The sequence below is a fragment of the Rhizobium sp. LjRoot258 genome (genome assembly GCF_964254185.1).
Lineage (GTDB): Bacteria > Pseudomonadota > Alphaproteobacteria > Rhizobiales > Rhizobiaceae > Rhizobium.
The window spans coordinates 2,023,259-2,035,798 of record NZ_CAXUST020000001.1; the positions used below are offsets into that span (position 1 = coordinate 2,023,259).

At 56.1% G+C, this 12,540-nt stretch carries 12 protein-coding genes and 2 tRNA genes; 9 read left to right on the top strand and 5 right to left on the bottom strand.

Annotated features, from left to right (window positions below; translation table 11 throughout):
- Window positions 1–396: 396 nt before the first annotated feature.
- Complete coding sequence (locus ACSQ9D_RS10080) at window positions 397–582, bottom strand: hypothetical protein (protein ID WP_037123822.1); 186 nt, start codon at window positions 580–582, stop codon at window positions 397–399.
- A gap of 396 nt (window positions 583–978) precedes the next feature.
- On the opposite strand from ACSQ9D_RS10080, the gene ACSQ9D_RS10085 reads away from it, so the two are divergent.
- A complete protein-coding gene (locus ACSQ9D_RS10085) occupies window positions 979–1,197 on the top strand; it encodes a DUF982 domain-containing protein (RefSeq protein ID WP_037123820.1) in 219 nt (72 codons plus the stop codon).
- Between the two features lie 546 nt (window positions 1,198–1,743).
- On the opposite strand, the gene ACSQ9D_RS10090 is transcribed toward ACSQ9D_RS10085, so the two are convergent.
- Both ACSQ9D_RS10090 and ACSQ9D_RS10095 read right to left on the bottom strand, forming a co-directional pair.
- Window positions 1,744–1,820, bottom strand: a tRNA-Arg gene (locus tag ACSQ9D_RS10090).
- A gap of 50 nt (window positions 1,821–1,870) precedes the next feature.
- The gene (locus tag ACSQ9D_RS10095; protein ID WP_037123667.1) at window positions 1,871–2,176 is read right to left on the bottom strand and encodes an ETC complex I subunit; all 306 of its coding nucleotides are present in this window, start codon (window positions 2,174–2,176) and stop codon (window positions 1,871–1,873) included.
- A 331-nt stretch (window positions 2,177–2,507) separates the two neighbouring features.
- On the opposite strand from ACSQ9D_RS10095, the gene ACSQ9D_RS10100 reads away from it, so the two are divergent.
- Window positions 2,508–2,584 (top strand) — tRNA-Pro (locus ACSQ9D_RS10100).
- A gap of 1,210 nt (window positions 2,585–3,794) precedes the next feature.
- Here ACSQ9D_RS10100 and ACSQ9D_RS10105 read toward each other — a convergent pair.
- Window positions 3,795–4,463: an XRE family transcriptional regulator gene (locus tag ACSQ9D_RS10105; protein ID WP_436282114.1), complete on the bottom strand. Its 669-nt coding sequence runs from the start codon at window positions 4,461–4,463 to the stop codon at window positions 3,795–3,797.
- 657 nt (window positions 4,464–5,120) lie between these two features.
- On the opposite strand from ACSQ9D_RS10105, the gene ACSQ9D_RS10110 reads away from it, so the two are divergent.
- Entirely contained in the window at window positions 5,121–5,894 is a 774-nt protein-coding gene (locus tag ACSQ9D_RS10110) for a metallophosphoesterase (RefSeq protein ID WP_436282115.1), read from the top strand.
- Between the two features lie 85 nt (window positions 5,895–5,979).
- On the opposite strand, the gene ACSQ9D_RS10115 is transcribed toward ACSQ9D_RS10110, so the two are convergent.
- On the bottom strand, window positions 5,980–6,399 hold the full coding sequence (locus ACSQ9D_RS10115) for a helix-turn-helix domain-containing protein (protein ID WP_436282116.1): 420 nt from the start codon (window positions 6,397–6,399) through the stop codon (window positions 5,980–5,982).
- Between the two features lie 135 nt (window positions 6,400–6,534).
- Here ACSQ9D_RS10115 and ACSQ9D_RS10120 point away from each other — a divergent pair, with 135 nt between their 5' ends.
- The 6 genes from ACSQ9D_RS10120 (at window position 6,535) to ACSQ9D_RS10145 (ending at window position 12,320) form a co-directional block, all read left to right on the top strand.
- Window positions 6,535–6,759, top strand: a complete 225-nt coding sequence (locus ACSQ9D_RS10120) for a hypothetical protein (protein WP_436282117.1) — start codon at window positions 6,535–6,537, stop codon at window positions 6,757–6,759.
- A 344-nt stretch (window positions 6,760–7,103) separates the two neighbouring features.
- Entirely contained in the window at window positions 7,104–7,811 is a 708-nt protein-coding gene (locus ACSQ9D_RS10125) for a hypothetical protein (protein ID WP_436282118.1), read from the top strand.
- Window positions 7,812–8,285: 474 nt separating this feature from the next.
- Window positions 8,286–10,124, top strand: coding sequence for a methyl-accepting chemotaxis protein (locus ACSQ9D_RS10130; RefSeq protein WP_436282119.1), 1,839 nt, complete (start codon window positions 8,286–8,288; stop codon window positions 10,122–10,124).
- A 33-nt stretch (window positions 10,125–10,157) separates the two neighbouring features.
- Window positions 10,158–11,135, top strand: a complete 978-nt coding sequence (locus tag ACSQ9D_RS10135; protein WP_436282120.1) for a sugar ABC transporter substrate-binding protein — start codon at window positions 10,158–10,160, stop codon at window positions 11,133–11,135.
- A 296-nt stretch (window positions 11,136–11,431) separates the two neighbouring features.
- Window positions 11,432–11,629 carry a hypothetical protein gene (locus ACSQ9D_RS10140; protein WP_436282121.1) on the top strand — a complete coding sequence of 66 codons (198 nt, stop codon included), beginning with the start codon at window positions 11,432–11,434 and terminating at the stop codon, window positions 11,627–11,629.
- A gap of 73 nt (window positions 11,630–11,702) precedes the next feature.
- The gene (locus ACSQ9D_RS10145; protein WP_436283809.1) at window positions 11,703–12,320 is read left to right on the top strand and encodes an HAD-IA family hydrolase; all 618 of its coding nucleotides are present in this window, start codon (window positions 11,703–11,705) and stop codon (window positions 12,318–12,320) included.
- The last annotated feature ends 220 nt before the right edge of the window (window positions 12,321–12,540 follow it).

The following is a 12,540-nucleotide window of genomic DNA, read 5'->3' on the forward strand; positions in this document are numbered from 1 at the left end:
ACCTCCTCCTTCGTAGGATCAGGCATCATAACCCGCTCCAAAGCAACAGGCGACGACCGCCTGCCGATAAAGTTCGAAGGAACCTCGTAGCGTGTGGAAGCTGCAAGGTTCCCTCGTCTCGTTCGAACCAGCGCCAGCCCTTCTGCCCTCGGTTCACAGCCACCAGGAGATTGTGGCAATCCCGAATATAGACGACCCAGGAGGATTGCACATTGGACCTTGGTCCCGCGACCTTCGGGGCGGTTGGTTCACACTCCATCCAAAACGAGAACAACGACGAAAGCAGCGATATGAACACGGATAAATCGATGGGTTGACGCCCGCGCAGCCCTCCCGTGTCAAGAGCACCCGGTCGGCGCTTAAGACGCTTCCGGCGGATGCATTTAGGCCGACGACCTACTGAAGCTCAGACTTCTCTTCGGAAGCGATAGCAGTCCCGTGTCGCAGTGCCTCCTCTTGAGCTGCCTGGATGGCCTGCTGGATAAAATACACGACGAGATCGTAGTCCGGACTCTCCCGCGAGGCGATTTCCCACGCAACGTTCAGAGTGAATATCAGCTGTGGGACAATCGTATCGGTCACGGCGGCGTACCCTGAAAGCACGGGAATCCTAACGGCCGTTCACGGCCACAGCAACGTCAACGATTGAACGTACGGCACGAGAATGTCACCAGCGGCTTAGTAGCATGTACTATAGCGCTCACCAGGATGCCTACCAGCGCTCGCGCGGCGGTTCCACTTGTCAATGAAACCCTCATCGGCTCGCAAAGTCCTGAATGCCTCTTCCTTGATTTGAAAGACAGGCGTGATTTCCATGTTCAAATCCGTATGTCCGTCACTTTGTCAATGATCGAACAGCGGCGTCAGCGAAGCGTTCTGCTTGTCTTCCTCTTCCATTGCAGGCTCGGGATCCCCACTTTTGGAGAGGCGGAGCAGCGCCCGTCGATGACAGGACACCCCCACGATTGGAGCGTAGCCATGTTGGTACACCGATGGAAAAAACCCCTCGTGCTGGGAGATAGCCGCATCCGCATCGTTGTCGGTTCCCCGGAGGAGGCCTTGACCTGGCTCATTCATGAGCCGAACCAGAGCACGGCCAAATGGCAACGAGCATGGGAAGCTTGCCGAGCGGTCATTGAGGGTCGGATGAGGGCCGAAGACGCCAAACCCGCCGTTCAGTTCGCGGCTTCGCGCTAAGTCGTTCGTACTGGCGCTGTTTGGAGATTGGTTCAACGCTCACCTCGCGCGGCTTTCTCAGTCAGGTGCGCAACCGGGTCGATGCGCTTCACTTCAGAAGCAGCGCCGAAGGTCCCGAGCTTGTAATCGCGAAACTTCCGATCGCCGGCAGGATCGAACTTTGCCGCGGCAACGTTCAGAACCCAGCCTGGCGCCTTGGCAGCGTCAGCATTCGCGCGGCTGCTCCTGATTCTTCGCCTTGCAGCGCGTGCGTCTGGATTCCTCTGCAAGTCTAGAGAATTGGGAACAGACTGCCTTAGGCCGAAGAGGAGCACGCGAGGCCTTACGCTTCGCTCACGAAGAAAATTCCAACTTCGCCTCGGACCCAACCGTCACAGCGATGGTCGCCGCTGCTCTTGCTTATTTTGAGAAGGAGGCAAGCTCCGTTTAAGGCGCACCAACCCAAGTCGCTTCCTTCAACCCGCTTCGCCAAAGGAGCGGGTTTCTTCCGCCCTCGTATGGCAGGAACACAGCGCCATTAGGGGTTATGTAAGAGATTGAAATGATTGGCGACCCCTGCAGGAATCGAACCTGCGACAACCTGCTTAGAAGGCAGGTGCTCTATCCAGCTGAGCTAAGGGGCCGCGTGACCGGGAAACATGTGCCCGGTCAAATCCGTGCTGTTGAACGCGGATCAGTGCGTCCAGGGTTGCGTCCGCGTATAGCGGAAATTGTCGGGATAGGCCACGATCTGGCGCTGCGGATCTTTCGGGGCAATGACCCGGTACTCGATGCCGTTGCGATTTGCGTAAGCCTCGGCGAGTTCCTGCGTTTCGAACGTCAGCTTCAGCTGCTGGCGCATATCCGAAGACGACGTGTAGCCCATGATCGGATCGATGGTGCGCGGTGTCTCCTGATCGAACTCAAGAACCCAAATATTAGTCTTTGCCTTGCCGGACTGCATCGCGGTCTTGGCTGGACGATAGATCTTGGCAGACATTGCTGCAGCGCCTCCGAATTAGCGGCTTTCGCACTTGAAACTTTATTCGACCCCACGGTTGGGGCTCCTCATCCAAACCGTCGCACGAAGAGGTGAATTTTGCTTAGCGGCGAATCCCTTTCTTTTCAAGAAAAAAGCCGCGGTGGCGGGAGCTGGATTTTCGGCAATTTCCGGCAGCCTTCGTTCGTCCGTGCCTTTCCATAATTCGCTCTGACGTCAAACATTCCTCAAGCCGACCTGAACGAAAAGAGCGCCTACACCAAGCTGGGGGTTAGGTGATTTAGATATTGCGGACGCGAGGCGAACCGTGTATTGCCCTCCCTCGTCGGCACGGAGTGTAGCGCAGTCTGGTAGCGCATCTGGTTTGGGACCAGAGGGTCGGGAGTTCGAATCTCTCCACTCCGACCACCGACATCCCCTTGAAAATCAGGGGTTTTCGGCTTGGCGACGTAATCGGACCGAAGATTGTCCGCCACCTTTACCGCCACCGGTTCCGCCACCGATTGATCAGATAACGCGCCTTTCGACCGGCTGCGGTGTCGATTCTCCATGGCGGCTGCGCGGCAGTTTGACCAAGCAATTCTACCACATGGTGCGAAACCAATGCACTAGATTCGCATTTCCGCGGGTTCGCTGTTAAACGGCAGTGATCTAATCCTCAGCAATTTCGTCATCTGGTTTTTGAGCCAAATGTGACTCTGCAGGCGATCAGCGTCCTAAGGACTCGCTATAGCTAGCTTCGGTCAATTCCGGTGTCGTGCATGAGCTTTCGAAACGCTCTATGCGACCCTAGCCCTTGTAGATAGCTCTGCACGCAGCACTGCGGGAAGCATTCCTAATCGTAGCCAACACCCATAGGTAGCACGCCTGCGTCCAACTTCGGACCAGGGTCCTGATGGTATCCCGTAGGCCAAATGATGCCGCCGTTTTAGGCCGAGTAGCCAAGAGAGATTGGAGAGGGAACATGGAGACGTCTCAACCTCTCGCCTTGCCACCGGCGACGAGTTGGGCCGCCGCACTGAGCCGCTCCCAATCCACGGTCAGGCATAGCCCGTAGCCGTGAGCCCCAGAAGGAGGCAAGACGCGAACGCCAGACGTCGTCAACGTCGAGACTAAAGTGGAAACGATTGGACGCGTACTTTTGCCTGCCTCAGCTCGTATTATAGTTCGTCTGTTGAGCCGTGCCAGGATCGCCAACTGCTGTTGGGTTAAGTGAGCGAGTCGCCGACCGGTAGCCAACAACACCTCGGGAATTTCGTCACTTGGATGCAAGTAATAAATTCCGAACCCAAGCGCTCCCTCCGGGGGACGAATACCGACGCCTTTCCTATTCAACGCGCCGACAAGCTTGTCGGCCACCAGCAATGTTGTGGGTTCACTCTCAGCCAACTGTACTGCTCGTTGAGAAAGACCCGTAATGGCAGCCATCTCTCGCAGGCCGACACATGTGAGAAGACGACCGGCCATAAAAATTCGCGGAGGCGGCAGAGCATCCCTCACGGAGGTCCTCCCCCCATCAAACTGGAGGTCCAACGTTCGGTGCTCTGTTGAGCGGTCGTCGGGCTATACCGCGCTCTCGCCGCCCCTGCAGATCCCGTTGAGCAGAGGCAGACCACTGTCATGGCGCTGATCCGTTTGAAGCGACGGCCTCGAGGCCTCCTGGTCCCTGCCCCGCCCAACGAACGCCGACACCGTAATAGGCTTTCCTGGAGACATCCCCCCACGCCAAAAATTCAATTCCGCATCCCTCGTAATACGTGCGAAGCCTTTGGAACTCGCTATCGCTGTAGCCGGCAGCGCGCTCCAACGCGATTACGGTCTTTTCTGGGAGTCTTGCACGAACGCAGATGTCCTTTTGGGTACCGCCGAGCATTCCGCGTGCTGCCGCGAAACTGACACCGTAGGATTCTGTGTGGAACACCGCGGCATCTGCTTCGGTTGGCGGAATAGACTCGGGCATCCGCCAACGGGCACCAGCTCCCGACGCCCTGCCCGTTGAGATGTCGACCGAACCGAGGAACTCAATCCCCCGCCCCTCGTAGAAAGCACGCAATTTATGACTGACCTGTGCAGTCAAGTTTCCTGATTCTGCCCTCGTCACTGTCTTTACTGCGAGGTCAGCCTCCTTGGCGACGACGAGTTGCGGAAGCCCCGTTAAAGCGCGCGCTACTCTCAAAATATCGGCGGGGAGGATTACGTTCATGCAACCGAAAAACCGGCGCACGAAAAAAATGTCAAGAAATCCACAATGAAGTCTTTTTTTATCTTTTTTCATCTTAATAAACATGTAAAAGGGCTATTAAATACCATTTTACGGAAGGAAGTTTCCTGCATGGATGATTCTGTTTTTGATGCTTGGTTTGGCATGCCCCGAGAGACCCTCGTGCGTCGACTTAGATCGTTAGCTGACGACCTAGAAAACGCAGATCGGTTCGACGATTCCCGCGTGGTGCCCGCCGTCTCAATCGAGGACTGGGCTTTGGCGAAACGGGCCGTGCCATGTCTAATAGGTCAGCCGAAAGGCCATCCGACCGTTCGTGACGGAAAGCCGATGTTCTCCAGCAATCTCTACTATCTCGACGAACGCCGTGGGCTCGCTCGCACCTTCAGCCGCTGGTATCGCCTCGGGCCGCGCGTGAGCCCCGACTTCTGGAACAGCAGATACCCGTGAGATTGCGCGATCTCTTCCACACGGTGCCACGGCCGCATCGGACCGCCGCCGCACTGCGGCACAGTTTCCCTCGCCGGCAGTGATGCCTTTGGACTAACCGCTGCTGAAGCAGACCGTCCGGTCCCGATGCAGAAGGCTCGGCCCGAAGGCTACCACTGCGACGTGCGGTCACTTCGAGCCTACGGCGTTCGCAGTCATCGTCTGATCCCGTTAGCCCACGGTCTTTAGCCGGCCCGGTCCGGCTGCAAACAAACGAGCGTTTTGGAGCACAGCATGAAAGCTTGGATATTCTCCGACCTGCACTTGGAAGACGGTAAAATCTGCCCGGTTTCCACCGTCCCAGAGGCTGATATCTGCATTTGCGCCGGTGACATCACAAATAAGCTGGTTCGAAGCATCCGGTTTCTGGGTGAGTGCATATCGCCCCACATGCCCGTGCTCTTCGTTCCTGGAAATCACGAATACTACGGATCGTCGATCCGCGAGGGATATCAGGAAGGTCTTCGGGAGGCCGAAGACTATCCCGACGTCCACCTGCTCCATCAAGAGGTCGCAATTTTCGAAGGGTTCCGTTTCGTCGGGGCGACTTTCTGGAGCGACCTTCAATTGTTCGGCACACCGCAAATTTCCATGTTGGAAGCGCAGAAGGGGATGACGGACTATCGGCAGATCAAACTGTCGAAGAAGCCTTTCAAGCGGTTCTCGGCCAGGCATGCACAAGGACTACACTGGGAAGACAATTTATTCATTCAAAGGGCGCTTTGGGACGAAGCAGCACTCCCGACGATCGTGGTGACGCACCACGCGCCGAGCATATTGTCGGTACCTCCGGAATTCATCGACGATCCGGTCGCCCCTTCCTTTGCATCAAGGTTCGAAAAACACATAATAAAATATCGGCCTCGTCTTTGGATCCACGGGCATCTCCACAACCGATCTGACTACATGATCCAAACAACACGAGTGATCTGTAATCCTAAAGGCTATGTCGATGAGCACGAAAAGTCAGGCTTTGACCCTTATCTCGTCGTCGACGTCACTGCGTAATCGAATGCCACCGGCTGCTGGCGCGACGCAGCCGCCGCCGCCCAAGTCGTTCAAATAGCGCACGGGAGATCCACCCACATGGCAGCTAGAAACCCACGTACTTGCTATCGGATGCCTCTCCTTCAACGACCGCCTCATGTGTGCCTTCGGCCTCTTTACGAGGCGTTTGCTCGATGCGGCGCTTACTGATCCTTTTCGGCGCTTGGTCCCTCATTTGCATCATCGTCACGTGATCGGTTGACGGATCTGCAATATTAGCAAAGGCATCGAGCCGCCCTAGCGCATGTAGAGCCATCGCCAGCGTATTAAGTCCGACGCCCGGATCCCCTTTTTCCAATCTGTGCAATGTCGCCCGCGAGATTCCAATGCGAGTTGCGAAGTCGTCGACTGTGATTTTCCTGACGCGGCGGGCCAGCGAGATATCATCCCCAATCTTTTGCAAAACCCGTTCGACACGCGGATAGACGACCGCTCCCCTCGCGACCTTTTTCTTGCTTTCGGGCATGCTACACATCCGTCATTGAACCACTTAGGTCGCATATATGGCACGTAACCATCGTCTACGCTAATAAACCACGACACAAAACGGCGGCACCAATTTCGACCGGCCGGGTTGACGACCCCGCGCCATGATCGTCGAATGAAGAATACACAAGAGTTCAAGACAATGCCGAGTGCACTGCTCGATCCCGTTATCCTTCCCCATACCAATCAGAAGCTCGCAAGCGACCGTCTGAGGATGATGCTCAGCCCCCTCGGCGGCAGGTTTGCGGAAATGACGCAAGATGAAAGCGATGCAATCATTTCGCTTATTCTGACGGTCTTCCGCCCCGAAGTTTCCAAAATCCAAAACGGCAATCGATGACAGGGTTCGACCTTGGCGTTAGCTGCGTTGCCGCCTGCTCTGGCGATGGGTGTCGTTGATGGCTTACAAGCGGGAGGTTGCCACCGGCGTCCGTCCAGGATCTCATTTTCTCGTCGTGCTACCGCGCGTCCAACTAATCGGCCCTTGCGGCCGATGAGTTTCCGGATGACCATTTTCCTAGAGCCAATTCTAGGGAACTCCAAATGTCGAACACCACAGTGCCGTCATCCACTCAGCCATCCATTCATCCCGCCGCCCTAACCTCAACGGAATGCGCTTTCTCCCTCACCTTCTTCGGCAAATACGACGAGGGAGAGCGAGACGTTGCTGGACCTACGCTTTCGATGGCAATCACCGAAATCCTACCCGCCATAGCTCGCGGCGTGGCTCACTCACGTGCGGTTTTCGGCGCGCGCCGTATGGCTAAGACCGGGAGGACGTACGGATGTCTCGAGGTGGCGTTTCCAGACGAGGACGAACGACCGACAGATGGCTACAGGGAATGGGGTGTTCGGCATTCAGTCACCTTCGACGATGAGATCGAGATATTCGATGCATCCGAAGAATTCGACACCGCGGAGGGCTGCCTGCGCTATCGCGCTCAGGAACTTGGCGACGACGAGAAGTCGCTCGAGACTATTCAAGACGGCGTTCAGAGATATGTGGAGGCCTTTGACAATTTTGCGCTTTGGGACCCCAAGGCCTCCCTGGATATCGAGAAAGGCTTGGATGATCTCTTCGAAGATCGCGACTGGACGCTATTTATTAGCCGCGCTGAACTCCAGGTTCCAGACGTGTCGATATCGAACGCAACGCTTGTTCCCCACGAGGATGCTTGGCTCCTGAAGTTCGACTACGTCAACGGCTCTGACAGCGGTACTGAAATGGAATACGTGTACGAGAAGAGGGGGCGGATGTACGTCACGCGTTCCAGCTACAGTGCATTGCGAGCCGCGATCCCGGCATTCTCGGGTCGTCAACTGGCCAAAGTGTACGATACCCTGCAGGAGGCGCTGGATGGTATTGCCGCTGGCGCTCTAACGCACGGATGAGGGGTTTGTTAGCCGCCGCGTAGGGCCGCGAAAAGTGCGCTGCGCGAAGCGCGAGAGGCGACCCCTCACCTCCGCTCTGACAGCGTTTGCCAGGATGGTCTTTCTCTCTCGCCTTTTATTCATCGAGCCATCCGAAGGCCCGTCTATCAAGCAGACCGCATTGTCGAGGAAAATGGCGGAGCGCTTTGCATGTTTGCGTCCGATTCGCGCAAAGCAAAAGATTAAATCAATGTTTAAGAGAAGATGGACAGGAGAATTACTACAGCGTGCGCAATGACGCGTATCAGACAGCATTATAAGCAGTTTACCCATTGGACGCCTGCCCGCCCAGAATTAAGGAACAAGAAATGTTCCGGGCAATATTTCCAAAATTGCCTTTCCATCGCCTCGGCCGGCGGAAGACAACTATTATGACAATAGTTTAGCCGGAAATGACTTCTGATCGTCTAAGTCCGAATATCCGTGGGTCATCAAATGCCACAACTGACAATCAGCCGTCTGCTTTTCCTTTTTGCTCTTCTGGTCACCGCAGGCCTCGTCGCCGCTCTGTATGTCCAGACTTACGCGATGAAACGGGGCCAAATTGAAGGTCCGCTCTATCAAGAAATAGCGATCCAGAGAGATTTGCCGGCGGATCTCGTCCCGCCTCCGCTGTTCGAAGTGGAGGCTTACGCAGCGGTTTATGAAGCAAACTTCCATCCTGACCGCCGCGCCAGAGCGATAGCTCGAATCTACGAGCTAAAAAAACGTTACGATGAACGCAAATCGGTTTGGACGTCGGCATCCCTTCCGCCTTCAGAAGCTGCAATTCTCAATGAAAAACTAATACCGGCATCTGACAGGTTTTGGTTTGTCACGCTGGAGCAATTCGTGCCGGCGGTCGGGAAACGCTACGACACCATGATGGCCATCATGGATGACTTAGCTCGCGCCTATGAGAATCAGCGGGAGGCCGTCCTCGAACTTAGCGACCTTGCGTCTCAGATATCGGCATCCAACGAACGCACCGCGGTTGACGAGGTCGATTGGCTGGGCACGAGCGCACTCTATGGCGGCCTTCTGGCGGTTCTGGTCTTCGTCGCGGGCGTTATCTTCATTCGAATCCGCGCAATCGCACCGCTCTCGTCGATAACTGCCTACATGGAAAGACTTGCAGCCGGGGAAAGTCAGTGTGCTGTGCCCTTCAAAAGTCGGGTCGACGAGATTGGGATGATTGCGAAGGCTCTAGAGGTCTTCCGGTTGGCGGGAATTCAAAAAGCAAACCTCGAAATCGAAGTGGAGGCTGCAAGCGTCGAGCGGATGAGAGAGCAGCAGGCTCGTGAGGCGGACGCCATGAGGCGTGCCAACGATACTGCCGCGGCCGTTGGGCGGCTGGGGGCGGCCTTGGAGGGGCTCGCCAACAGCAATCTGGAGGTACAAATCTCCGAGGCATTCAGCCCCGAATTCGATCAGATTCGACAGGATTTCAATCGGTCGGTTGAAACGCTTCAGGTGACGCTCGAAAGGGTGATGGAGGGAACCAGCGATGTTCGAAGGGCTGGCGGCGAACTCAGTTCCGGCGCAGATCAAATGTCAAGGCGCACGGAACAGCAGGCTGCTGCCCTCGAGGAAGCGTCCGCGGCACTCGAGCAGATTACCGCTACAATAGGACAACTTACGAAAAGCACGGAAGCGACACGTCAACTCGTTGGCCAAGCGCGCGCCCGTGCGGAGGCCTCGACCGAAGTCACGAGGAATGCGGTTGAAGCGATGAATCGTATCGAGCGTTCGGCCAACGAGATCGCGCAAATCATTAGTGTAATCGATGAGATCGCCTTCCAGACAAATCTGTTGGCCCTGAACGCAGGAGTGGAAGCCGCACGAGCAGGAGAAAGCGGCAAGGGGTTTGCGGTCGTCGCGAGCGAAGTTCGCGAACTCGCCCAGCGTTCCGCCAGCGCTGCTAAACAGATCAAGCTCCTGATCGACAACTCGACGCTGGAAGTTAGTCAAGGCGTAAAGCACGTTGGGGAGACCGGGAAGGCTCTTACCGAAATCAGTTCGTTTGTCGCCTCTATCGACATCAAGGTCGATGATATTGTTGTCGGGATTAAAGAGCAGTCCACCGGCCTGCGCGAAACCTCCGCCGCAATTCATTCTCTCGACAGCACCACTCAGCAAAACGCAGCCATGGCTGAAGAGACAGCCGCGATGAGTAACGCGCTGCGGGATCAGGCCACCGTTCTCTCAGAAGAAGTCGAGAAGTTCCAACTCCCAAAGCGCAACACCGTGAGAGTGCATGGGCGCGCAGCGGACACAAGATTTCACGCAGCCTAGCGGCCAGACGACACTAGCGGAAAGGTAAATACTATGAACATCCGACTTCAAAAGGCCGCCATCGGAGCAGCCGCATCAGTGGGCCTCTTGGTTGCAATGGAAACCTCCTCATCGGCCGGCCAGTTGACCTTGGGCTATGTCGTGGCGAGCCTCAAAATTCCTTTCAACGCCGCCACCAAAAAGGGTTTCGAGGAGGCGGCCGCGGAGGCCGATGTCAAGACGATCGTCCTGGATCCGGAAGGAAATGCTGGGAAGCAAGCAGCAGCGATCAACGACCTCATTTCCCAGGGCGTAAACGGAATTGGTTTCCTCCCAATGGATTCGAGATTGGCCGAAACCTTTGCCGATAAGAGCGCCGCTCGAAATATCCCGAGCGTCTCAGTGGCGGTCCAGGTTGGCGATAGCAAAACTCGGGAGATGAGAGACGTGTTTCCGAGTCTGTCTGCCCTGGTGACCACTGACGATGTGGCCATCGGTGAGCGCGCGGGCGAACTGGCGACGACGCTCCTGCCTAAAACCCATTCCGCAAAAATCGCAGTTGTCGAAGGCGCTCATGGCTATTCGGCCGTCACTCAAAGAACTGAAGGTTTCCGCGCAGCTCTGGATAAAGCAGGAATCCAATATCAGATCGTAGCGTTGCAGGAAACCGACTGGACACCCGAGCAGGGAATGGCTGTGTGCAACAACATGCTGTCGACGACACCCGATCTGGACTTGATATTCAGCCAGGCTGATCCGATGGCAATTGGATGCGCTAAAGCGTTGCACATGTCGGGTTCAAGCGCAAAGTTAGTCTCGACCGGTGGTGGATCGCTCGAAGGCAACAACGCCATCGCCAATGGCGACCTGGACGGCTCAGTCTGCACGCGTCCGGAGCTTTTGGGACGGCTAACTTTTAAGGTGCTTTACGAGGCGGCAACAAATCCGAAATCACAGAAGGCGCAGTTCGTAACCTACGACAGCGCGGTCATCACAAAGGAAACATTGAGAAATTGCCCGCCCGAATGGTGAAGACGTTCGCTCCTGTCGGCCGCCGGTGATTTCCACCCGAGCGCCTGCTCCGGGTTTCCGCCGACCCCATAATCGTAGCACACATGATGTAAAGCTGCCCTCCACAAACGTGAGGGCGGCTTTGTTCGCGGCGAGTTTTGTCCGTCAATTTCGCATAAGAACGCAACTATCAACCTAAATGTCTGCCAGTTTCGCATAAGAAAGAGTTTTGTCCGTCGGTTTCGCACAACAGAGACTTTCGCTGCGGGTTCAATCCTTCCCTTGTTTTGTCGCATCCACGCTTTACCCTCTCTGGGATGCATCATCTTCGCTACCAGGTCCTGAAAAATACCGCCGACAAGTATTGGTCGGTCGTCGATGTTTTTACCGGTTGGCCAGCGGAATATCATGGTGTCGTCCTCGATACGCTAGATGCCCACGAAGCCGACAAGATGGTGGACATCGTGAACCTCAACGACTACGCGCGTCGGGGTCAGTTGCGTCCCCTCCAGTAAGAAACCCTCTTCCTAAGAAAGGTGTCTGGTGCCCATTAATCCTTCTGTTCGATACTCAGCGTTCCTCTTCGATATGGACGGCACTATTTTGAGTTCCGCCGCCGCCGCTGAGCGGGTTTGGGGAGCTTGGGCGCAGCGCCATGGTCTGATTCCCGCGGAATTTCTGCCGACAATGCATGGAAAGCGCGGCGTTGACACCATCAGCCAGTTGGGGCTTCCGGGCGTTGACCCCATTGAAGAAGCTGCGTCGATCGAACGAGCCGAGATCGAAGATGTGGACGGCGTTGTCGCTATTCCCGGGGCACAGGAGTTCCTCGCTGCCTTGCCGTCCGACAACTGGGCCATCGTCACCTCTTCGAGCAAAGCACTTGCACTTCGTCGCTTGGAGGCCGCGGGGCTTGCCGTACCCCGGTTCATGGTCACTGGCGAAGATGTTAAGATTGGAAAGCCCAATCCGCAGGGCTATCTCTTGGGCGCAGAGCGGCTCGGCGTTGCGCCCTCCGGATGTCTTGTCTTCGAAGATGTGGAAGCTGGTGTCAAAGCAGGTATCGCCGCCGGATCGGCTGTGGTGATTATTGAGCACGCGGGGCACAAGTTAGAGACGGCTGCCAATTATTCGATCCCCGACTACACAGGGATTGCTCCTGTCATTCGCGCCGACAGGTCGATTTCAATCGCTGAGAAGAGCTAACTGACGCCGCCATCCTTCCGATCACGCTGGCCGGCCCCTCGAATGCTCGTAGATGTCGCGGCGACAGGGTTGATGATCAGAAAGCTGTCCTCCAACCCCTCTTCCAATTGACTCGCGATTTCAGCGCTCATGGTTGGGCGCGCACCTGGAACAGGCTCCAGGCCCTTACTGCCGCATCAAAATTGCTTCCATCGGTCGTGCCGGGTGATACCTGAGCCCT

Coding starts and splice junctions, on each gene's coding strand:
- ACSQ9D_RS10085 (WP_037123820.1), top strand. CDS start 979: ATGTTGGTACACCGATGGAAAAAACCCCTCGTGCTGGGAGATAGCCGC.
- ACSQ9D_RS10095 (WP_037123667.1), bottom strand. CDS start 2,176: ATGTCTGCCAAGATCTATCGTCCAGCCAAGACCGCGATGCAGTCCGGC.
- ACSQ9D_RS10105 (WP_436282114.1), bottom strand. CDS start 4,463: ATGTTTATTAAGATGAAAAAAGATAAAAAAAGACTTCATTGTGGATTT.
- ACSQ9D_RS10110 (WP_436282115.1), top strand. CDS start 5,121: ATGAAAGCTTGGATATTCTCCGACCTGCACTTGGAAGACGGTAAAATC.
- ACSQ9D_RS10115 (WP_436282116.1), bottom strand. CDS start 6,399: ATGCCCGAAAGCAAGAAAAAGGTCGCGAGGGGAGCGGTCGTCTATCCG.
- ACSQ9D_RS10120 (WP_436282117.1), top strand. CDS start 6,535: ATGAAGAATACACAAGAGTTCAAGACAATGCCGAGTGCACTGCTCGAT.
- ACSQ9D_RS10125 (WP_436282118.1), top strand. CDS start 7,104: ATGGCAATCACCGAAATCCTACCCGCCATAGCTCGCGGCGTGGCTCAC.
- ACSQ9D_RS10130 (WP_436282119.1), top strand. CDS start 8,286: ATGCCACAACTGACAATCAGCCGTCTGCTTTTCCTTTTTGCTCTTCTG.
- ACSQ9D_RS10135 (WP_436282120.1), top strand. CDS start 10,158: ATGAACATCCGACTTCAAAAGGCCGCCATCGGAGCAGCCGCATCAGTG.
- ACSQ9D_RS10140 (WP_436282121.1), top strand. CDS start 11,432: ATGCATCATCTTCGCTACCAGGTCCTGAAAAATACCGCCGACAAGTAT.
- ACSQ9D_RS10145 (WP_436283809.1), top strand. CDS start 11,703: ATGGACGGCACTATTTTGAGTTCCGCCGCCGCCGCTGAGCGGGTTTGG.